Raw genomic sequence first — 20,458 nt, forward strand, 5'->3', positions numbered from 1 at the left:
AGGGTCATGAGCAGCCTTTCCCCCATTAACGCCGACTTACATTGTCATTCAGTAGTTTCTGATGGCACTTTGACGCCTGAAGCACTGGCAGAGCGGGCGAAGGCTAACGGCGTGCATTTATGGGCATTAACTGATCATGATGAGCTGGGTGGGCAGCAGCGTGCAAAAGATGCAGCTAGTGCCTTAAAGATGGATTACCTCGCCGGTGTTGAGATTTCGGTGACTTGGATGGGGCAAACCATTCATATCGTTGGGCTTGGTATTGATGCTGACCACGTTGGAATTTTAGAGGGCCTAAGACGCACGCGTGATGGTCGTAGTAATCGAGCGCAGCTCATGGCGGAACAATTGACTAAAGTAGGTATTCCGGGGGCCTATGAAGGCGCCTTACATTACGCCGGTAATCATGAGTTGATTTCGCGCACACACTTTGCACGCTTTTTAGTAGAGCAGGGAGTTTGTCGAGATACTGAGCATGTATTCAAAAATTACTTAGTGGAAGATAAGCCCGGCTTTGTTCCACATATGTGGGCAACCTTGGATGATGCGGTTTCCTGGATCAAGGCGGCTGGCGGAGTGGCTGTGATTGCCCATCCAGGGCGCTACAGCAGACTGAATGCGATGCAGATGGATGAGCTCTATAAGCACTTCAAAGATATTGGCGGCTTGGCGATTGAAGTGATTACGGGAAGTCATAGCCCAGATCAGTACCAAACCTTTGGAAAAATTGCGCAACAATATGGTTTCTTGGCCTCACGTGGATCAGATTTTCATGATCCTAGGGAGAGCCATATTGACTTAGGGAACTTGCCACATTTACCAGACCATCTCACACCAGTATGGTCTGTATTTCATTGATTCATTAACGACAAAGATAAAGAATAAAGATGTTTGCTGAACGCGTTCTCTCTGGTATGCGACCTACGGGTAATTTGCATCTTGGCCACTACCATGGCGTCCTGAAGAATTGGGTGCGCTTGCAGTCTGAGTATCCATGCTTTTTCTTTGTGGCTGACTGGCACGCTCTGACCACTCATTATGAAACTCCCGATGTGATTGAACAATCCGTTTGGGATATGGTGATTGATTGGTTGGCAGCAGGTGTCGACCCAAATCAAGCAACCTTGTTTATTCAGAGCAAGGTACCCGAGCACGCAGAACTTTTCTTGCTGTTGTCCATGGGAACTCCATTGGGCTGGCTTGAGCGAGTGCCAACCTATAAAGACCAGATTGAAAAGTTAAAAGAAAAAGATCTACAAACCTATGGCTTCTTAGGTTACCCATTACTTCAGGCTGCTGATATTTTGATTTACCGCGCACAGTTTGTGCCCGTTGGTGAAGATCAAGTACCTCACGTAGAGATGACACGTGAAGTAGCGCGTCGCTTTAATTATTTGTATGGTCGTGAACCTGGCTTTGAGGAAAAGGCGTTGGAGGCGGTCAAGAAGCTTGGCAGCAAACGCGCCAAGATGTATGCGGAGCTACGCGTGGCATTTCAGGAGCGCGGTGATGATGAAGCATTAGGGCAAGCCAAGGCATTGTTACAGGAAGCGCAAAGTTTATCGATGGCTGATCGTGAGCGGTTATTTGGTTTCTTAGAGGGTTCTCGCAAAATTATTCTTCCGGAGCCGCAGGCGTTATTAACCGCTGCGTCACGCATGCCGGGGATTGATGGTCAAAAAATGTCGAAGTCTTATGGCAATACCATTAGCATTCGTGAGCAACCTGAAGAGGTGATCAAGAAAATTAGGACGATGCCAACGGATCCGGCTCGCGTCCGCAGAACAGATCCCGGCGATCCCGCGCGTTGCCCAGTATGGCAATTGCATACCGTGTACTCTAGCGAAGAGACGAAGCAGTGGGTTGATAAAGCTTGTAAATCTGCAGGTATTGGCTGCCTTGAGTGTAAACAGCCGGTGATTGATGCCATTCTGGCAGAGCAGCAACCTATGTTCGAGCGTGCTCAGAAATATTTAGATGATCCCAGTTTGTTGCGTTCGATTATTGCTGATGGTTGCGATCAGGCTCGTAAGGTTGCGCAAGAAACGATGCGCGAGGTCCGTGAAGCAATGGGCCTTGCTTACGACTGAGTCAAAACTTGTCTAGTGCGCATGATGTGATTATGAGTGCGTCCCCTTGGGTGAGGCGCTTTGCGCCACTCATTCCTCAGGGTGGGGCAGTTCTGGATCTTGCCTGTGGGTCGGGCCGTCATGCTCAGTTATTAGCTAATCTGGGGCACTCTGTTTTGGCAGTTGATCAAGATATCTCAGGAGTAGAGCAGTTAAACTCTCCCGCCATCACCCCAAAATGCCTCAATCTTGAGCAAGATCTTTGGCCTTTGCTCGGGACTTGCTTTGACGGCATCGTAGTTACTAATTACCTGTTTCGTCCTCATCTTGATCGTTTGCCTGAGCTTCTAAAAAAACAGGGGATTTTGATCTATGAAACTTTCGCCCAGGGAAATGCGGAGTTTGGGAAACCATCCAACCCCAATTTCCTTTTAAATCCTGGGGAATTGTTGGCTTTTGCAGCCCGTCATGGCCTCCAAGTAGTGGCGTACGAGGATATTTATGTGGATCAGCCCAAACCAGCTATGGTTCAGCGCCTTTGCGCTGTAAAAGACGCGTTAAAAAGCCGCATTCCGTTACAATTTCAAGGTTAAGACAGTCAATATCGGTACATATTCGGTGACAAATACAGCTCAATCTACAAGCGGCAAAAAGACCATTTCTGGCAGCATGCCAGCTATTGTTACGCCAATGCATGAAGATGGTAGTTTGGATTACGCCAGCCTACGATCTTTATTAGATTGGCATGTAGCCGAAGGCTCTGATGGCATCGTGATTGTGGGTACAAGCGGCGAGTCTCCTACGGTCTCTGTCCAAGAGCACTGTGAACTCATTCGTGTAGCGGTAGAGCACATCGCTGGCCGCATTCCTGTAATTGCCGGTACTGGTGGTAACTCCACAATTGAGGCAATTGAATTAACTGAGTTTGCTAAAAAAGTTGGCGCAGATGCCAGTTTGCAGGTAGTTCCTTATTACAACAAGCCAACGCAAGAGGGTATGTATGCCCACTTCAAAAAAATTGCAGAGTCTGTTGATCTACCGGTCATTTTGTATAACGTTCCGGGCCGCACTGTGGCTGATTTAGCGGGCGATACCGTGGTGCGTCTTGCAGGTGTACCTGGAATCATCGCGATTAAAGATGCCACTGGTAGCTTAGAGCGTGGCACATTATTAATGGCTGATTTGAAGCGTGCGGGTCATGGCAATTTCTCAGTCTTCTCTGGCGATGATTTAACTGCAGCAATGTTGATGCTCATGGGTGGCAAAGGGAATATTTCTGTAACAGCGAATGTTGCACCACGCTTAATGCATGAGCTGTGTGTTGCAGCGATGTCAGATGATGTGAAAAAAACCCGTGAGATTCAATACCAATTACTAGCGGTACATAAAGCAATGTTTACAGAGGCAAACCCAATCCCAGTGAAATGGGCCCTCCATGAAATGGGTAAGATCACTGCGGGCATTCGCTTGCCGTTAACCCCTTTAAGCGCTTCCTTACGTGAGCCCTTAAAGGCAGCATTAAAACAGGCTAACTTGATATGATGAATTTGATGCAAATACTTCGCCGCTACATCGCAATTTTGGGTTTGGTTATTACATTGGTCTCCGGACTAACAGCGTGTAAATCTGTTACCAGTAGCGATACGGTAGATTACAAAGCGACCGGGGCAGTGCGTGGTCCTAATTTGTCTTATCCCCCTGATTTGATTACTGCTCAAGCGGATCGTCGCTACATTGTGCAAGACGGTACTGCAACCATGTCTGAATACAACGCAGCCATGAAAAAATCAGTGCAGATGCGTAACAACGTGATGACTGGCATTCCGGGTATGCGTATTGCACGTGATGGTGAGCGTCGTTGGTTAGTAGTTGAAAAACCTGCTACTGAGTTATATCCACAAGTAAAAGATTTCTGGCAAGAGAATGGCTTCTTATTGACCATTGATTCACCTTCAACTGGCATTATGGAAACGGATTGGGCAGAAAACCGCGGCAAGATTCCGCAAGATTGGATTCGCTCTACTATCGGCGGTGCCTTGGACTCTATCTATGACACTGGTGAGCGTGATAAGTACAAAACCCGTTTAGAGGCGCCTAAGCCTGAAGAGACTGAGATTTACATTACACAAAAAGGTGCGCTTGAAAAATGCGTAACTGACACAACAGGTTCTTGTCTTTACACCATTTGGACAAGTCGCCCGAATGACCCAGAATTAGAGGCGGTATTCTTGGCGCGCTTAATGGAGCGTCTTGGCATGACTCAAGAGCAAGCCAAGGCAATGGTTGCCGTACCTTTGGGCCCAAAGACCCCTAAGGCAAAATTAGTGCAAGAGGCTAATAATCAGGGTTATATCGAGTTGAGCGCTGGCTTTGATCGATCATGGCGCGATATTGGATTGGCTCTAGATCGCTCTAACTTTACTGTTGAGGATCGTAATCGTTCTAACGGTGTTTACTACGTGCGTTATATCAACGCTAAGGATGTCGGCGAGAAAAAAGGTTTCTTCACCAACCTCTTTAGTAGCAAAGATGATTCAAAGTTGCAGGCTAAGAAATATCAAGTGATTGTGAAGAGCACTGGTGAAAATTCAGCGAATGTCTATGTGCAGGATGCTGAGGGTAAGCCGGAGAACAGCCCAGCTGGTATTCAACTGCTCACTTTGCTAACTGATCAGTTAACCAAATAAGCTAGAAAGTTGGAGTAACTTTAAGCAATAAAAAAGCCGCCCTTCAGCGGCTTTTTTTCTTCATGAAGAAGATTACTTCTTAGCGTCAGCAGCAGGAGCAGCAGGTGCAGCTGGAGCGGCAGGAGCAGCAGCAGGAGCTTCAGCAGCTGGAGCGGCAGGAGCAGCAGCAGGAGCTTCAGCAGGTTTTGCTTCTTCTTTTTTACCGCAAGCGGCCAAAGCGATAGCTAACATTGCAACGAATACGAGTGACTTCTTCATTTGTAATTTCCTCTTAAAAAATGTAACAACAATTACCGGTAATTGTGTTGAAAATTCCAAGGGATTATCCCTAGGTGATTTCCAGTATTTATTATATCCATCCTTGAAATTAGACCTCAAAAACCAGCCAGCCAGCGAGGTAGGCCTCATAAAGACTGCTCTGGCCGCTCACTGGAAGTTTTTTGGATAAAAGGCTTTTCTTGGCAGATAGGGATCGCCAAGCTTGGGCAATATCCTTTGTCTGCCCCTGGCTCATATTATCCCCGTTACAAAAAACTGCTTTACCCAGACTAAGGATGCGTGTTTGGGGGTTGAGAAGCAGTCTTTTAGTAGCAAGATTCTTGGTAAACAGGGTGGGATTTAATGGATTTATTGGACTATCAAAAAATGCCTGTTGTTTGGGTTCGGATAAGTAGGCTGTAATTCCAGGTAAAAAACGGTCAACACGATTCAATTTCAGATGACGCAGTTTTTGTGTAATTTGCTCAATCAGCTCTTCGGGCAGCTGTTCCGCATGAGTGGCTGCCTTTTGTTTCGGGTCAGCAAATTTTTTCTCAAGCTCTGGAATATCTTCCAATGATTCAGCGAGTCGCCACAGTCCTTCTTGTAATAACTCTTTGAAGCTAGGAGAGCGAAAGCCAACCGACCAAGTTTGACAGCCTGCATCCAGAGCGATGCCATCGTGAGCAACGTGGGGCGGTAAGTACAGCATATCCCCTGGCTCCAATACCCATTCCTGCTCAGGCTTAAAGTGTTGCAAAATCTTGAGCGGTAAATTTGGGGTCAGACTTAAATCTTCCTGCTCTGAAATCTGCCAGCGTCTACGACCAGACATTTGGATTAAAAAGACATCATAGGAATCAAAATGAGGTCCAACACCGCCACCAATCCCGGCAACGCTGATCATTAAGTCATCGAGACGAGCGTCTGGAATAAAACGAAACCAAGAAAGAATTTTTGCAGCAGCAGGGTGGTGTGCTTCCATGCCTTGAAGTAAAAGTGTCCAATTGGGTTTACTGAATGCTGGAATCATTTTTTTTGAAAACGGGCCGGTATTAAAGCTCCATGGCCCAGCTTTAATGAGTCGAGATTCAACGGTATCTTGAGCTGCAAATTCGACTAATTCATCTGCTGAAATAGGGCTCCCCAGGCTTTCCTGATCTTGTGATGCTAGCGCAAATGCAGGGATGGCCTCGCGGACTAGTAAGGGCTTTTTATGCCAATACCGCTTCATGAATAAATCTGGGCTAATCCCCCCAAATAAGGCCCAGGACTCCTTTAGAGGCAGGTTTTGCGGTGCCTGGGGCGGCTGATAGGGTTTGCTCAAGTAAAATGGAGTCATAAAGTTAAAAGCTTAGCAAAAACTCATTAAAAACAAATGTTCGATAGATTTCGCATGAAGATTGAAAAAAATACCATCGTATCCCTTCGCTACAAGTTAACCGATGCGCAAAATAATGTTATCGAAGAACCAGATTCTCCGATGGTATACCTGCATGGTGGTTACGAGGGCACTTTCCCAAAAATTGAAAGTCTCTTGGATGGCCAAGATATTGGCTACGAGACAACGGTTCAGTTGGAACCTAGCGAGGCTTTCGGGGAGTATGACCCAGAACTTTTAAAGATTGAGCCCCGTACCCGTTTTCCGGAGCCGCTTGAAATTGGGATGCAATTTGAAGGCGTGCCTGATGCTGATGAAGAATTGGAAGTAGCCGATGAATCAGATTCAGATGACGAGCCACTCATCTACACAGTGACTGATGTTGCAGATAGTCAGGTGGTATTAGATGGCAACCATCCCCTAGCAGGCATGGCATTGCGTTTCTGGGTTCAAGTGGAAGATGTGCGTGCAGCTACAGAAGATGAAATTCAAAACCGCCATCCAGAAGGTGGCGAGAGCTTTACCTTTGGAATGCCAAACGACGATGGGGACGATGCTGAAGAGGAAGAGTTCCTGAGTAGTACTTTGGGCTTGCGCACTTCGAACCCGCGCACGCTTCACTAAACAGCGCTACTCTTTAAGCCATTCTTTAATGGCATCTAGGTCTCGCTTGGTATCGCTTGAGCCTGGAGCATCAGTTGGCGTATTACCCAGTTTAGCTAGCGCCTTTTCTAGTGCAGCAATTTTGGCTTCTTGCTCAATCGTTGCATCAATTAAACCCTTGAGCGCCATGGATACAGGATCATCTACATTGGGTGTTACGCCATAAGCAGAAAAATATTCTTTTGTTTTGCTGTCCGCGCTTTGCGGTAAATCTGGATGCAAGATGCGTGCCGGTATACCAACGGCAGTAGCACCTGCTGGGATTTCTTTGAGAACAACTGCGTTTGAGCCAATGCGTGCGCCATCGCCAACCGTAAAACCACCTAGTACTTTTGCGCCTGCGCTGACAACCACGCCTTTGCCAAGAGTGGGATGACGTTTAACGCCTTTGTATAGTGAAGTGCCACCCAAAGTAACGCCCTGATAGATCGTGCAGTCATCGCCGATTTCTGTGGTTTCCCCAATGACGATGCCCAGACCGTGATCTAAAAATACTCTGCGACCAATCTTGGCGCCAGGATGTATTTCAATACCAGTAAAAAAACGGGCAAACATCGATAGCACCCGGGCTATCCACTTGAGTCCAAGATTCCATAAAAAATGGGAGACACGGTGAAAGAAAACCGCATGCAAGCCCTGGTAGCACGTAATGACCTCAAGGCGATTTCTGGCTGCAGGGTCTCTTGCAATGATGGAGTCGACTTGGTCGAATAATGAATTAAACATCATTTGATTTTAACGGGATACGCCTATTTTCTCAGGAGCATCTGTTTGGCGATGCCACGTAAGAGATCAATTTCTTCCTTATGCAAGCTGCTCCGAGCAAATAAGGCTTGTAAGCGAGGCATGAGCTTTTTGGGATTGCTGGGGTCTAGGTAGCCAATGGCCTCAAGACCTTCGCGCCAATGATCCAACATGGCCGCAATGGCTGCTGGATCGGCCAACTCGGCTAACTCCTCACGATTCACCATCATCTCTAGGTCACCAGCCTCCGCGAAGCTCTCTCTCAGTGTGTAGGCGCAGACCATGAGTGCTTGGGCTAGATTGAGTGATGGGTAGTCAGGATTGGCGTCAAGCCAGACCCTATGGGTACATAAGGCCAGATGTTCGTTATCAAGACCCGTTCTTTCGGGCCCAAAGACCATGGCAACCCGCCCATGCTGGGCTGTTGTATTGCGAATGAGCGCGCGGGCTGCTACCCAGTCTAGGGCTGGCGGACCAAATTCTCGATCCCGACTGGTTAGGCCAAGGACAAGCGAGCAACCCTGAACTGTCGATGCTAAAGATTCTGATTCCTGGGAGGACTCTAAGACATTGAGTGCGCCACTGGCTAAGGCAATAGCCTCTGATTCTTTGGCAATATCCTTGGTCTTAGGATTTATCAGGCGCAGATCACTAAACCCCATTGTTTTGAGCGCGCGGGCCGCTGAGCCTACATTTCCTGGGTGACTAGTCTCCACCAGAACCCAGCGTAGCAATTGGTATTTCTCGGTATTCATGGGGGGTTTAGAAGGGTCCAGGAAGGTGCAAAGCGCCAATCGTTTAGAATCAAGGTATTAGCTTCGTATTGTCCTGCAGTTTAGGCAATATTACAGGCTCGTTCTTATTTAATTTGTCCATCAATACTTATGCATCCCATGTTAAATGTGGCCGTTAAGGCTGCCCGTCGTGCTGGAACCGTGATTAACCGAGCTTCTCTGAATCTAGAGCGCTTGCAGGTTGATCGTAAACAACATAATGATTTCGTAACCGAGGTGGACAAGGCCGCAGAAGCGGCCATAATCGAAACGCTGAGTGAAGCCTATCCAACACATGGTTTTTTGGCTGAAGAAACTGGCGAACATAATATCGATGCAGAGAACGTCTGGATCATCGATCCATTAGATGGCACTACCAATTTTATTCATGGCTTTCCGCAATATGCGGTATCTATCGCATTGGCCGTCAATGGCACAACACAACAAGCGGTTGTCTATGACCCAACGCGTGATGAGCTATTTACTGCAACCCGTGGAGCGGGCGCGTATTTAGATCGCCGCCGCTTGCGCGTGGCCACTCAAGATCGCCTGGCAAATTCTTTGCTTGGCACGGGCTTTCCCTATCGTGAAGACCAAGATCTTGAAAAATATCTCAAAATCTTTGCGGAGATGACACGTCAGTGCGCTGGTTTGCGTCGCCCAGGTGCTGCGTCTTTGGACTTAGCTTATGTTGCTGCTGGTCGTTACGATGGCTTCTTTGAAAGTGATCTCAAGCCTTGGGATATGGCGGCAGGCGCCTTATTGATTACGGAGTCAGGTGGCTTGATTGGTAACTATCGTGGGGAAGAAGGTTTCCTGAAGAGCGGTGAAGTCATGGCTGCTAATCCAAGAATCTTTGCACAGATGGTGCAATGTTTATCTAAATACTCTCATCAGTAAAAGGGCAAGAAACCGGCTATTTAGGTTTTTACTAGATCAAGATAGCGCACACCCTGACTATCGATCGATAGTGCGCTAGCCCTTGGAGCGGTGCTTTCAGGGTGATCTAAATCCCAGTCAGAAAGTACCCAACGTTGCCAGGTTTGCTCACCTAATTGCTCTTGGTGATGGGCTGGTAAATGAGTGTGGCCGTGGATTAATTTATCCACAAATCGATCCCGCGCCAATGCAGCACAAGCCTCCAAGGTGACATTGGTTCTCGCATTATTTTGTTGGGATGACTTCCTCGCTCCGCGTTGGTATTGACTGTAACTATTGCTACGAAGGTGATTGGCAATGGAGCGTCGCCAGTGAAGCGGCATGTTCAAGAATACTCTTTGCATCCACGGCTTTCTCACTAGCTTGCGAAACATTTGATAGCCAACATCTGCTGTACAGAGTGAGTCGCCGTGACACACTACATATTGCTCATGGGCGATTTCAATGCAAGAAGGATCTGTTAGTAAGGACATTCCTGTCTTTTTCAGGAAGGCGGGCCCTATTAAGAAATCACGATTGCCGTGAACATAATAGGTTTTGGTTTTGGTGGATAAATTGGCAAGGGCGCGTTGAACCTCTTGCTGGAAGGGTGAGCTTGGGGAAGTGTCATCACCCACCCAATACTCAAATAAATCACCCAGAATAAAGACAGCCTGTGCCTTGGGAGCATCTTTTTCACAGAAGTCAAAAAAACGCTGCGCCGTCAAGGGCATTGACGGCGTCAGGTGTATATCGGAGATGAGCAGTGCGCTCGAGTATTGCGGGATCATTCCTCGAGAACGGTTGCCTTTTCAATCACCACATCTTCAGTTGGAACATCTTGATGAAAGCCAGAGCTTGCGGTCTTTACTTTACGAATAGTGTCAACGACATCCATGCCATCGGTGACTTTGCCAAAGACAGCATAGCCCCAGCCTTGGGCATTTTGTGCAGTGTGATTTAAAAAATCATTGTCATTAACGTTGATAAAGAATTGTGCTGTAGCAGAGTGTGGATCGCTGGTGCGCGCCATCGCCACGGTGTAGCGATCATTCTTTAGACCATTGTTCGCTTCATTTTCAATTTGTTTGCCAGAGGACTTCTCTTTCATGCCAGCAGTCATGCCGCCGCCTTGAATCATGAAGTTATTAATCACGCGGTGAAAGATGGTGCCATCATAGTGACCACTCTTCACGTATTCCAAAAAATTGGCAACACTCTTCGGCGCCTTGGCAGAGTCAAGGCTGAGGGTGATGTCACCCTGATTCGTTTTTAACAGTACTTTAGACATTATTTAGATCGACTTTCTGGGGGGTTAGTGGATGGAATTGTTGTTGCTTTATTGGGCTGACTAATGAGCTTCATTAATGCTTTAGCCCGATTGGAGTATTGGCGTTGATTGAGTTGTGCTGATAAGGCGGCCTCTTCATAGGCTTGCGCGCCAAGTCGCACATAGAGTTCACCTAAGTTGGCCGAGGCGATCGCGTAACTTGGCCGCAATTTGAGGGCAAGTTCTAAATAGTCTCTTGCCTCAATCCATTTGTCTTGACTTGCTGCTATGGCCGCCAGATTGTTGTAGGGCTCAGGCAACTCTGGGAATTGTTGGGTTATTTGAATCAAGGTTTTTTTTGCTTGCTCAAGCTCGCGCATTTCAAGTTGCAGGCGGGCTCTTAAAAAACGTAGCTGCACATTTTTTGGCGATTTTTTTAAATACGCATCAATCAGTTTGATGGCCTCCGGAAATTGGCGTGCTTTGACTAACTTTTCAATATCTGAGGGCACTGCATTTTTACTTACAGGATCTGGCTCAATGATCAGGAATGATAAGAATGGCAATGCCACAGTCTCAGATAGCTCTGGATTGAGCGGGTCGTAAGGTGTATCTACCGATGTCCTGGGGGGATCATTGGGGCTGTATCCGCCCAAATAGGGGGTATTGGGCCCACATTTCAATTCTTGGGTGCTTGCTGCCTTCATTTCTGTATCTGCAAGCTGTTGGGCGGGGGTGCTACAGCCCGCGATCAACGCAGCAGTAAATATGGCAGCAAGGATCTTTATCAGAACAGGGTATGGTGCTTGGATGGTTAAGGGCATAGGGGAAAGGGTGTGAAACTGGCTCATTCGATATACTCAGCGCTCAGTCTAACAAATTGGCGCTACTTGCCCCACCTTTATAGCCCTATGCTGCAAATCTATAACACCCTTAGTCGTTCAAAAGAGGTATTTAAGCCCATTGTGCCGGGCAAGGTGAAGATGTATGTCTGCGGCATGACGGTTTATGACTTTTGCCATATTGGCCACGCCAGAGTCATGATTGTGTTTGATATGGTGGTTCGCTGGTTGCGGGCCAGCGGCTATGAAGTTCAGTATGTCCGCAACATCACCGACATTGATGACAAGATTATTAATCGTGCGATTGAAAACGGCGAGCCCATAGCCGCCCTCACCAATCGTTTTATCGATGCTATGCATGCTGACTCTGATGAGTTGGGCCTCATGCACCCCGATCAAGAGCCACGAGCAACCGATTACATTGAGCAGATGCAGGGCATGATTGGCAAGCTCATTGAAAATGAATTGGCATATTCGGTAGATGATGGCGATGTGAATTTTGCAGTGCGCTTGCTTCCCAGATACGGTCAGCTCTCTGGTAAATCCTTGGATGATCTGAATGCCGGTGAACGTGTTGCGATTGTGGGCGGTAAACGGGATCCATTAGATTTTGTCCTTTGGAAAAGTGCGAAAGCCGAAGAGCCTGCAGATACTCGCTGGGCATCTCCATGGGGTGAGGGCCGCCCAGGTTGGCACATTGAGTGTTCTGCCATGTCTTGTGACTTGCTTGGCGAACATTTTGATATTCATGGCGGTGGCGCTGACTTGCAGTTTCCTCATCATGAGAATGAAATTGCCCAGAGTGAAGGGGCCTTGTATGGAAAAAATCGCAAAGATGACGATGCCCCCTTCGTCAATTATTGGATGCATAACGGCCATATTCGGGTAAACGAAGAGAAGATGTCAAAGTCATTAGGCAATTTTTTCTTGATTCGGGATGTTCTCAAAAGCTTTGACCCCGAAGTATTGTGTTTTTTTATGCTCAAGGCCCATTACCGCAGCCCAATCAATTACAGCGATGCTCAACTCGAAGAGGCTCGTGCTGGCTTGGGCAGGCTGTATACGGCATTGGCACAAGCAGAAACTCAAACTAGTACCCTTGATCCGCAGAATTCATGGGTACAGCGCTTTGCGCAAGCGATGAATGATGACTTCAATACCCCCGAGGCGATTGCCGTGTTGTTTGATTTGGCCACTGAGGTCAATCGTGCACAGGGCGCTGAGAAGCAAATGCTGGCTGGCACCTTAAAGTCGCTTGGTGCTTCACTCAATTTCTTGCAACGTGACCCAACGGCATTTTTGCAGGCAGACTCAAAACAAGAGGGTGGCTTGAGCGCTGCTCAGATTCAAGAAAAAATTGCTGAGCGAGTTGCATCCAAGCAAGCAAAAGATTTTGCTAAAGCAGATTTGATTCGTAAGACGCTATTAGATCAAGGCGTAGTTCTAGAAGACAAGCCAGGCGGCTTGACAGAATGGCGAAGAGCTTAGTGACTGCAGTAAAAGAAAAATCCATTTTGCAAGAAGTTGCTCCAGAGTATTGGGAGCAAGCTTGTCGCGAGCTCATGAAACAGGACCGCATTCTCAAAAAACTTATTCCCAAATATGGATCTGGTTTTTTAGTTACTCGCGGTGATGCATTCACAACCCTAGCTAGAGCAATCGTAGGACAACAAATTTCGGTAGCTGCTGCGCAAGCTGTTTGGGACAGAGTGGTGATTGCCAGCAAGAAGAAAGTGAACCCCAAAAATATTTTGGCACTCACCGTAGAAGAATTGCGGGCAGCAGGTTTATCGGGGCGTAAAGTTGAGTACATCCGTGATTTGGCCGATCACTTCGACTCAGGGCGCCTGCATGCCAATCAATGGAAAGAGATGGACGATGAGAGCGTCATTAAAGAATTGAGCGCCATTCGGGGAATCGGCCGTTGGACAGCGGAAATGTTCTTGATTTTTAACATGGTTCGCCCAAATATCCTGCCCCTAGATGATGTTGGCTTAATTAAGGCTATTTCCCTGAATTACTTCAGCGGTGAGCCTGTCAGCCGCCATGAGGCCAGGGAAGTTGCAGCCAATTGGGCCCCGTGGCGTACGGTTGCCACTTGGTATATGTGGAGAAGTATCGACCCCATCCCCGTTGAATATTAAAATCAGATGATGAAAACGACTTTCCTGGATTTTGAGCAGCAAATCGCCGAATTAGAAACAAAGATCGAAGAGCTGCGTTTTGTACAAGATGAGTCATCGGTGGATATTTCCGATGAGATCAAAACGCTTTCCGAAAAAAGTCAGCAACTCACCAAAGATGTCTATGCTGCACTAACACCATGGCAGGTATCCCAAGTAGCTCGTCATCCTCAGCGTCCTTACACCTTGGATTACGTCAACGCACTATTCACTGATTTTCATGAACTGCATGGCGATCGTACATTTGCTGATGATCAATCCATGATTGGCGGTTTGGCGCGTTTTGATAACCAGCCGTGTATGGTGATTGGCCATCAAAAAGGCCGCGATACCAAAGAGCGTGCACTGCGCAACTTCGGCATGAGTCGCCCTGAGGGATATCGTAAAGCGATGCGCCTCATGCGTCTTGCGGAAAAGTTTGGCATTCCTGTTTTTACGTTTGTGGATACACCGGGAGCATTTCCTGGTATTGATGCAGAAGAGCGCAATCAATCTGAGGCGATTGGTCGCAATCTCTATGTTCAGGCCGAATTAGAAGTGCCAATCATCGCTACGATTATTGGCGAAGGTGGCTCGGGTGGTGCTCTAGCAATTGCCATGGGTGATGTGGTGCTGATGCTGCAAAACTCTACCTATTCGGTGATCTCCCCAGAGGGATGTGCTTCGATTCTGTGGAAAACTGCGGATAAAGCTCCCGAGGCTGCAGAACAACTAGGCTTGACTGCCCAAAGATTAAAAGCCTTAGGTCTAATCGATAAGATCGTAGCTGAACCTGTGGGCGGCGCTCATCGTGACTATGACACCATGATGGTCAATATGCGTAAATCTCTTAGTGAGTCGATGAAGACCTTTGATGGCATGAAAGTAGAGTCACTGCTTGAACGTCGTCATGAACGCCTAATGAGTTATGGCAAGTTCAAGGAAATCACAGCCAAGCCTTAAGCCGGGTAATCGAATTGCGGTTGCCTTGAGTGGCGGCCTCGATTCGGTTGTGCTGCTCGATACCGTTTGCAAAGCGCACGCAAAATACAAATCTGCTGAAATCTATGCTTTTCATATTCATCACGGTTTACAAAAGCAGGCTGATGACTGGTTGATCTTTTGCGAGAAGCTCGCCAAAAAATATCAAATCCATTTTGATTTTCGCTTACTCCACTTTTGTAAAGAAGAGGGCAATATCGAAGCGAATGCAAGAGCGGGGCGCTATGAAGCCCTAGAAGATCTCTGCGCGGAATATGACATTAACGACATTTTCTTGGCGCATCACCAAAATGATCAGGCAGAAACAGTGCTGTTGCAGCTGCTGCGTGGTGCTGGTGTTGCAGGCCTGGCAGCCATGCCCGCCAGCCGTAAACTCAAGACAACAGATGGCAAGATTACACTCTGGCGCCCTTTACTGGATCAAAGTAAAAAACAACTTGAGGCTTATGCCAAAAAACATAAGCTCAAGTGGGTTGAAGATCCGAGCAATCAAGATTCTAAATACCGTCGCAATGCCATTCGTAAAACAGTTATTACAGCACTAGAAAAAATTCAGCCCGAAGCTATTGCTAATCTGGCGCGAAGCGCAGCATTGCTTGGTGAAGCGCAGGGTTTGCTTGACCGATTAGCAACCCAAGACGGTAAAGCTATTCTTCTGAAGAATGGGGTTCAACTAAAGCAAGTACTTGAATTAGCAAAAAAGGATTTACCTGCTGCCAATAATGTTTTGAGATATTGGTTGAAGGCAAGCGGGCTGACGATGCCTTCGCAAGAGCGCCTTGCTGGATGGTGGCGCGATCTTGAGGCAGTAAAGGCTGATGCTCAGCTAGAGTGGGTGCATGATGAGAGAGTCATTCGGCTTTGGCGTGGGACTTTGCAAGTCGTAGACGAAACTGCTGGTGAGTGGGTTTTTAAATCTATCCCCAGTTCAAGTGAAACTTTGGGGCTTCCAAGTAAATGGGTCAAAGAGGCTCAGCAAAAGGGCCAGATCACCCAGGTAAATAGGTCTGGATCAGAAAAAATTCAAATCAAAGCCAAGACACCACGCAAAACCCTCAAGAATCTCTTTCAGGAGGGCGATATTCCACCATGGCAGCGTAAGGCGCCGCTCTTGTTCATTAATGGGGATTTGATAGCAGTGGCGGGGGTCGGTCTTAGCTACCCGCATTTGGTTAACACGGGGCCTAGGGTGCTGCCCGAGTGGCAACAGAAGGTTTAGCAGGTTTAAAACCCTGTAAAATAAGGCCTTTTTGATCCTCAGGAAATTCATTTCCTGCTACAGATAGTGAAATAGACAGTTTTTATGGCTCTTATCGTTCATAAATATGGTGGCACCTCAATGGGCTCAACAGAGCGCATTGCGAATGTTGCTAAACGCGTTGCTAAATGGATGCGTGCTGGTCACCAAGTGGTTGTCGTGCCTTCAGCCATGTCAGGCGAAACCAATCGCTTGCTTGGTCTAGCAAAAGAAATTAATCCTGATGCAAATCCGCGCGAGCTTGATCAAATTGCATCAACTGGTGAACAAGTCAGCTCTGGCCTACTAGCTTTAGCATTAATGCGAGAAGGTGTGGATGCAGTCAGCTATGCTGGCTGGCAGGTAACAGTTCATACCGATTCTGCTTTTACTAAAGCACGCATTAAAAGTATTGATGACAAGAAAATTCTGAGTGATTTGAACGCTGGTCGAGCAGTAGTGGTCACCGGTTTCCAGGGCGTTGATCCAGAAGGCAATATCACCACATTAGGTCGTGGTGGTTCAGATACCTCTGCAGTCGCTATGGCAGCTGCACTTAAAGCAGATGAGTGTTTAATTTACACCGACGTCGATGGTGTTTATACAACTGACCCTCGAGTTTGTGAAGATGCACGTCGTCTAGACAAGATTACTTTTGAAGAGATGCTAGAAATGGCTAGCTTAGGTTCAAAGGTCTTGCAGATTCGTTCAGTAGAGTTTGCTGGTAAGTACAAAGTTAAAACCCGGGTTCTGTCTTCCTTGACAGACCCATTGATGCCCTTAGACATCGAGATGAAGTCGGGCACCTTGATTACATTTGAAGAGGACAGCACTATGGAAGCCGCAGTTATTTCCGGCATCGCCTTTGCGCGTGATGAAGCGAAGATTACCGTTTTAGGAGTTCCTGATCGCCCAGGTATTGCCTATCAAATTCTGGGACCAATCGCAGATGCGAATATTGATGTTGACATCATTATTCAGAACCAATCCGTTGATGGCAAGACTGACTTTACATTTACTGTGCCACGTGCTGATTATCAAAAAGCATTGGATCTACTCAAGAACACAGTGCAAGCGCATATCGAAGCAAAAGAAATTTCAGGCGACCCGAAGGTTTCTAAAGTTTCAGTGGTTGGTGTGGGCATGCGTTCTCATGTTGGGGTTGCCAGCAAAATGTTCCGAACTTTGTCAGAAGAGGGCATCAATATCCTCATGATCTCCACTAGTGAAATCAAGATTTCTGTAGTGATTGATGAGAAATATATGGAGCTAGCAGTCAGAGCCCTGCATAAGGCATTTGAGCTGGACCAGAAGTAAAACAACAATAAACACAAAAGAGGGACCATAAAACCCCCTTTGCGGCCACAGTAAGACAGTAATCCGTTAAACTGTGGGGCGTTGTAAAGAGTTAGAAATACGGAGACGTGGCCGAGCTGGTCGAAGGCACTCCCCTGCTAAGGGAGCATCGGGGCTAAAACTCTGATCGGAGGTTCGAATCCTCTCGTCTCCGCCAGTACTTTATTCATTGCCACCCATTAAAAAACCACCCTTCACTTGGTGGTTTTTTCATTTCTAGCGTTCAAATCCCTGTTTTAAGCACTTAAATTGAGGTTTTTACTGATATGTTGCATTGCCGCAAATAAATGTTGCAGCACAACATATTCTTTTCTATAATGGTGCATCGCAACAAATTTTGTACCTCTACTTAAATAAAGGAATCATCATGTTTCAAACTCAATTAAACGATAAAATCGCTCATGCTCAAGCTAAAGCTGTTGAAAACGCTAAACATTTAGCCCAAGTAGCTGTTGAAAGCGCACAAGAATTAGCTGAAATTAACCAAGCTGCTGCTAAAGACGCATTGGCTGCTGCACAAGATGCAAGCACACAATTGTTGGCTATCAAAGATCCACAGCAATTAACTAAATTGGCTCAGCCTGAAGTCGCTCAAGAAGCTGCTAAGTATGCCGCTGCTTATCAAGCTAAAGTGAACACAGTAGTTCGCAATGGCAATAAAGAAGTTGCTCAATTGGTTGACGCTTCGATTGATGATGCACGCGATGATTTGGTAAAGTTTGTTAAAGAAGCTACTAAGTCTGCACCTGCTGGCGCTGAAGCTTTTGTTTCTGCATTCCAAACAGCATTTGATGCTTCAGTTCAACAGTTTGACCAAGTTCGCGCTACTGCAACTGATGCTTTTGCAAACTTTGAGAAGAGTGTTGACGCTGCATTGGCAAATATTCAAGGCCAATACGCTGCTAAACCTGCAAAGAAAGCTGCTGCTAAATTAGCTGCTTAATTCAGTTTTAACTGCTTTGCAAAGGCCGCCTCCGGGCGGCTTTTTCTTTTCTTCCACTCCACAACCCCGCTAATCCCAATATTGGGCCCCTATTTAGGGTTATTCCTATATTACTGAAGTTCACAACTTCTCAACTTCTGTGGTAGAGTATGTTTACTGGGAGAAGAAATGAAGAGACAGGTGCCAAAAACACATCAAGCCTTGGAGTGGGTGGGGAAGGGTTTGAGCGCTGCTCAGGCAGCTCGAAAACTAGAGATTTCAGAATCCAGTGTGTATGCCGCTCTCAGAAAGTCGAAAGCAAAAGATTTGGGCTGTTGCCCAACCTGTGGTCACAAAATAAGGAATTAGGATGAAAAAGTATCTGCTGGTAGTGGCATCTATATCTGTTGCAGCATTTGCGTACGCGAATACGGTTTCTGATTCATCTGCATTGGTAAATCAACAATGCCAAATTTCTGCTGAAGCAGTATCAACATTAAAAGGCTTACGTTACGGGAACACCTCAATTAGAAAGGATGTGTCCACCCTGATTAATGCCCATCTGAAGGCTCCGGAGAATCGTGAAATGGCCCAGAAAGTTCTAAATCTAATGGTTGATGACAAATCCACAGATGTCGCCACGCTTGAAGGCAAGTACTGTTCTTAATGATTTGATCTCCGGACTCTAAGGTGCCATTGATTGCTGAGTGTCCTGATTGTGGCAATGCGCGGTCATTGTTTAATCAGTGTCCGCACTGTGACTCTGATCAGTTGCCAAGTTTAAGTTCCGATACGGTTGAGCTGAATATTAAGCAAGGCAGCCCCTATGTTGAGGAGGCTTTAGAGCAATTAACAGATCAATTGCGTAAATGCATAGAGTTGGGGATTAAAGCCATCGTTCTGATCCATGGTTATGGGTCAAGCGGTGAGGGTGGCTATATTAAAAAGGCGGTTCATCATGCTCTGGAAAGCAATCGCTATTCAGATAGAGTGGATGAATATTTCTTTGGCGAGAATGTGGGATATGGAAGTGTGTCGTATCACACGCTTTTAAAGCGCCGCCCTGGGTTAAAAAGATATCTCAAACGCTTTAAAGAAGGAAATGCTGGTATGACGGTGCTATTACTAGGCTCGTCACAGAGAAGTGCTTAGAATAGAAGCATCTCTACTAGGAGTATTCCTATGACCGCAAAAAAATCTGATATCTCACCACAAGCAGCTACTGTCAGTTCTGACCAGTTAATTGGCGAATTCAAAGCATTGATGTCAGATGCTGAAGCATTGATTCAGGCAACCGAAGGTCATGCGGATGGCGCCATAGGATCTCTCCGCTCAAAAGCTCTTGAAACCATTGCCGGTGCAAAAGAGAGTATCTCTGATTTTGAGGGTGCTCTCACCGACAAAGCAAAAGCGCTTGCGGAAGGTGCAGATGACTTTGTGCATCGGAACCCTTGGGAGGCGGTGGGTGTTGCAGCTGGGCTTGGTTTATTAATTGGCTTGTTTATTCGCCGTCGCTAAGCAGATATGTCCCAAGAAAATTTACTCTCCTCTATTAAGAATCTTGTTTCCACAGGCGCATCTATTGCGCAAACACGACTCGAGTTGATCTCGGTGGATGTGCAAATTGCCAGAAGTAAATTAATCAGTTTGCTAGTGATGATCGTAAGTGCCTTATTTTTCTTATTCTTTGGCCTGGTGATGTTGGCTTTATTGATCGTTATCTACAGTTGGGAATCTGATCGGATGATGGCCCTGGGTTTGCTGACTAGCGCTTTTTTATCGGTTGGACTCATTTTGTCCTTATTGATCATGCAATCATTGCGTACGATGCCCAAGTTATTTGAAGCCTCAATCGCTGAGCTTGCTAAAGATCGAGAGTCACTCTCCAAATGAGAGAGCGATTCAAGGAGCTCGAGCTTCGTCTTCATGAGCTCAAAGCCCAGGCTGATCGTGAGCGTAAAGAATTTAGTGAGCACTTTGAGGCATGGGAGAAGCCACTCTCGTGGGCAGATAAAGGCGTTGATGCTGTGAACTTCTTAAAAAGTAATCCGATACTTTGGACCAGCGCATTTGCTGCGCTTGTGCATTACAAGCCTAAATTAGCCAGCAAGGTGCTTGCTATCGGTTGGGGCGCTGTCAAGCTTCTCAAGAGCGCCAAGAAACTCATCTGAGTT

At 46.8% G+C, this 20,458-nt stretch carries 25 protein-coding genes and 1 tRNA gene; 19 read left to right on the forward strand and 7 right to left on the reverse strand.

Annotated features, from left to right (window positions below; genetic code table 11):
* The first annotated feature begins 6 nt into the window (after nt 1–6).
* The 5 genes from C2740_RS03965 (at nt 7) to bamC (ending at nt 4,756) form a co-directional block, all read left to right on the forward strand.
* Nucleotides 7–858 carry a 3',5'-nucleoside bisphosphate phosphatase gene (locus C2740_RS03965; RefSeq protein ID WP_215294109.1) on the forward strand — a complete coding sequence of 284 codons (852 nt, stop codon included), beginning with the start codon at nt 7–9 and terminating at the stop codon, nt 856–858.
* A 29-nt stretch (nt 859–887) separates the two neighbouring features.
* Nucleotides 888–2,090, forward strand: a complete 1,203-nt coding sequence (locus tag C2740_RS03970) for a tryptophan--tRNA ligase (RefSeq protein WP_215294110.1) — start codon at nt 888–890, stop codon at nt 2,088–2,090.
* Nucleotides 2,091–2,122: 32 nt separating this feature from the next.
* The gene (locus C2740_RS03975; RefSeq protein WP_215294111.1) at nt 2,123–2,662 is read left to right on the forward strand and encodes a bifunctional 2-polyprenyl-6-hydroxyphenol methylase/3-demethylubiquinol 3-O-methyltransferase UbiG; all 540 of its coding nucleotides are present in this window, start codon (nt 2,123–2,125) and stop codon (nt 2,660–2,662) included.
* A 76-nt stretch (nt 2,663–2,738) separates the two neighbouring features.
* Nucleotides 2,739–3,611 carry a 4-hydroxy-tetrahydrodipicolinate synthase gene (gene dapA / locus C2740_RS03980; protein WP_215294112.1) on the forward strand — a complete coding sequence of 291 codons (873 nt, stop codon included), beginning with the start codon at nt 2,739–2,741 and terminating at the stop codon, nt 3,609–3,611.
* 8 nt (nt 3,612–3,619) lie between these two features.
* Complete coding sequence (bamC, locus tag C2740_RS03985) at nt 3,620–4,756, forward strand: outer membrane protein assembly factor BamC (RefSeq protein ID WP_251369694.1); 1,137 nt, start codon at nt 3,620–3,622, stop codon at nt 4,754–4,756.
* Nucleotides 4,757–4,828: 72 nt separating this feature from the next.
* Here the strand turns inward: bamC and C2740_RS03990 are convergent, their stop codons facing one another.
* Both C2740_RS03990 and C2740_RS03995 read right to left on the reverse strand, forming a co-directional pair.
* Entirely contained in the window at nt 4,829–5,014 is a 186-nt protein-coding gene (locus C2740_RS03990; protein WP_215294114.1) for a hypothetical protein, read from the reverse strand.
* Nucleotides 5,015–5,123: 109 nt separating this feature from the next.
* Nucleotides 5,124–6,356 (reverse strand): cupin domain-containing protein, encoded by a 1,233-nt coding sequence (locus C2740_RS03995; RefSeq protein ID WP_215294115.1) that lies wholly within the window; start codon nt 6,354–6,356, stop codon nt 5,124–5,126.
* A 54-nt stretch (nt 6,357–6,410) separates the two neighbouring features.
* Here C2740_RS03995 and C2740_RS04000 point away from each other — a divergent pair, with 54 nt between their 5' ends.
* Entirely contained in the window at nt 6,411–7,019 is a 609-nt protein-coding gene (locus tag C2740_RS04000; RefSeq protein WP_251369695.1) for a peptidylprolyl isomerase, read from the forward strand.
* Between the two features lie 6 nt (nt 7,020–7,025).
* Here C2740_RS04000 and cysE read toward each other — a convergent pair whose 3' ends face one another.
* Together cysE and C2740_RS04010 are read right to left on the reverse strand one after the other, a co-directional pair.
* Entirely contained in the window at nt 7,026–7,784 is a 759-nt protein-coding gene (cysE, locus tag C2740_RS04005; protein WP_215294301.1) for a serine O-acetyltransferase, read from the reverse strand.
* Nucleotides 7,785–7,807: 23 nt separating this feature from the next.
* Nucleotides 7,808–8,557, reverse strand: a complete 750-nt coding sequence (locus C2740_RS04010; protein ID WP_215294117.1) for an RNA methyltransferase — start codon at nt 8,555–8,557, stop codon at nt 7,808–7,810.
* 129 nt (nt 8,558–8,686) lie between these two features.
* Here C2740_RS04010 and C2740_RS04015 point away from each other — a divergent pair, with 129 nt between their 5' ends.
* Entirely contained in the window at nt 8,687–9,475 is a 789-nt protein-coding gene (locus C2740_RS04015; RefSeq protein ID WP_215294118.1) for an inositol monophosphatase family protein, read from the forward strand.
* 20 nt (nt 9,476–9,495) lie between these two features.
* On the opposite strand, the gene C2740_RS04020 is transcribed toward C2740_RS04015, so the two are convergent.
* From C2740_RS04020 to C2740_RS04030, 3 genes are read right to left on the reverse strand one after another with little or no spacing between them, the layout of a single operon-like run.
* Nucleotides 9,496–10,284, reverse strand: coding sequence for a UDP-2,3-diacylglucosamine diphosphatase (locus tag C2740_RS04020; protein WP_215294119.1), 789 nt, complete (start codon nt 10,282–10,284; stop codon nt 9,496–9,498).
* The gene (locus C2740_RS04025; protein WP_215294120.1) at nt 10,281–10,784 is read right to left on the reverse strand and encodes a peptidylprolyl isomerase; all 504 of its coding nucleotides are present in this window, start codon (nt 10,782–10,784) and stop codon (nt 10,281–10,283) included. Before C2740_RS04025 ends, C2740_RS04020 begins: the two co-directional genes overlap by 4 nt.
* The gene (locus C2740_RS04030) at nt 10,784–11,614 is read right to left on the reverse strand and encodes a M48 family metallopeptidase (RefSeq protein WP_251369696.1); all 831 of its coding nucleotides are present in this window, start codon (nt 11,612–11,614) and stop codon (nt 10,784–10,786) included. Before C2740_RS04030 ends, C2740_RS04025 begins: the two co-directional genes overlap by 1 nt.
* 60 nt (nt 11,615–11,674) lie before the next feature.
* Between C2740_RS04030 and cysS the strand changes: the two genes are divergently transcribed.
* From cysS to C2740_RS04090, 12 genes are all read left to right on the forward strand, one after another.
* Nucleotides 11,675–13,093: a cysteine--tRNA ligase gene (cysS, locus tag C2740_RS04035; RefSeq protein WP_215294121.1), complete on the forward strand. Its 1,419-nt coding sequence runs from the start codon at nt 11,675–11,677 to the stop codon at nt 13,091–13,093.
* Nucleotides 13,078–13,749 carry a DNA-3-methyladenine glycosylase gene (locus C2740_RS04040; RefSeq protein ID WP_215294122.1) on the forward strand — a complete coding sequence of 224 codons (672 nt, stop codon included), beginning with the start codon at nt 13,078–13,080 and terminating at the stop codon, nt 13,747–13,749. Before cysS ends, C2740_RS04040 begins: the two co-directional genes overlap by 16 nt.
* Nucleotides 13,750–13,758: 9 nt before the next feature.
* On the forward strand, nt 13,759–14,730 hold the full coding sequence (locus C2740_RS04045) for an acetyl-CoA carboxylase carboxyltransferase subunit alpha (RefSeq protein WP_215294303.1): 972 nt from the start codon (nt 13,759–13,761) through the stop codon (nt 14,728–14,730).
* Nucleotides 14,696–15,988 (forward strand): tRNA lysidine(34) synthetase TilS, encoded by a 1,293-nt coding sequence (tilS, locus tag C2740_RS04050; protein WP_215294123.1) that lies wholly within the window; start codon nt 14,696–14,698, stop codon nt 15,986–15,988. The genes C2740_RS04045 and tilS overlap by 35 nt, the downstream gene beginning before the upstream one ends.
* An 84-nt stretch (nt 15,989–16,072) precedes the next feature.
* On the forward strand, nt 16,073–17,323 hold the full coding sequence (locus C2740_RS04055; protein ID WP_215294124.1) for an aspartate kinase: 1,251 nt from the start codon (nt 16,073–16,075) through the stop codon (nt 17,321–17,323).
* A gap of 101 nt (nt 17,324–17,424) precedes the next feature.
* A tRNA-Ser gene (locus C2740_RS04060) sits at nt 17,425–17,519 on the forward strand.
* A 210-nt stretch (nt 17,520–17,729) separates the two neighbouring features.
* A complete protein-coding gene (locus C2740_RS04065; RefSeq protein ID WP_215294125.1) occupies nt 17,730–18,305 on the forward strand; it encodes a phasin family protein in 576 nt (191 codons plus the stop codon).
* Nucleotides 18,306–18,654: 349 nt separating this feature from the next.
* Nucleotides 18,655–18,951, forward strand: coding sequence for a hypothetical protein (locus C2740_RS04070; protein WP_215294126.1), 297 nt, complete (start codon nt 18,655–18,657; stop codon nt 18,949–18,951).
* Between the two features lie 23 nt (nt 18,952–18,974).
* Complete coding sequence (locus C2740_RS04075) at nt 18,975–19,436, forward strand: Smr/MutS family protein (RefSeq protein ID WP_215294127.1); 462 nt, start codon at nt 18,975–18,977, stop codon at nt 19,434–19,436.
* A gap of 30 nt (nt 19,437–19,466) precedes the next feature.
* Nucleotides 19,467–19,802, forward strand: coding sequence for a YqjD family protein (locus tag C2740_RS04080; protein WP_215294128.1), 336 nt, complete (start codon nt 19,467–19,469; stop codon nt 19,800–19,802).
* Nucleotides 19,803–19,808: 6 nt separating this feature from the next.
* A complete protein-coding gene (locus C2740_RS04085) occupies nt 19,809–20,177 on the forward strand; it encodes a phage holin family protein (protein WP_215294129.1) in 369 nt (122 codons plus the stop codon).
* The gene (locus C2740_RS04090; RefSeq protein WP_215294130.1) at nt 20,174–20,455 is read left to right on the forward strand and encodes a YqjK-like family protein; all 282 of its coding nucleotides are present in this window, start codon (nt 20,174–20,176) and stop codon (nt 20,453–20,455) included. The genes C2740_RS04085 and C2740_RS04090 overlap by 4 nt, the downstream gene beginning before the upstream one ends.
* Nucleotides 20,456–20,458: the final 3 nt, after the last annotated feature.

Source organism: Polynucleobacter sp. MG-5-Ahmo-C2 (genome assembly GCF_018687735.1).
In the GTDB taxonomy this organism is placed as follows: Bacteria; Pseudomonadota; Gammaproteobacteria; order Burkholderiales; family Burkholderiaceae; genus Polynucleobacter.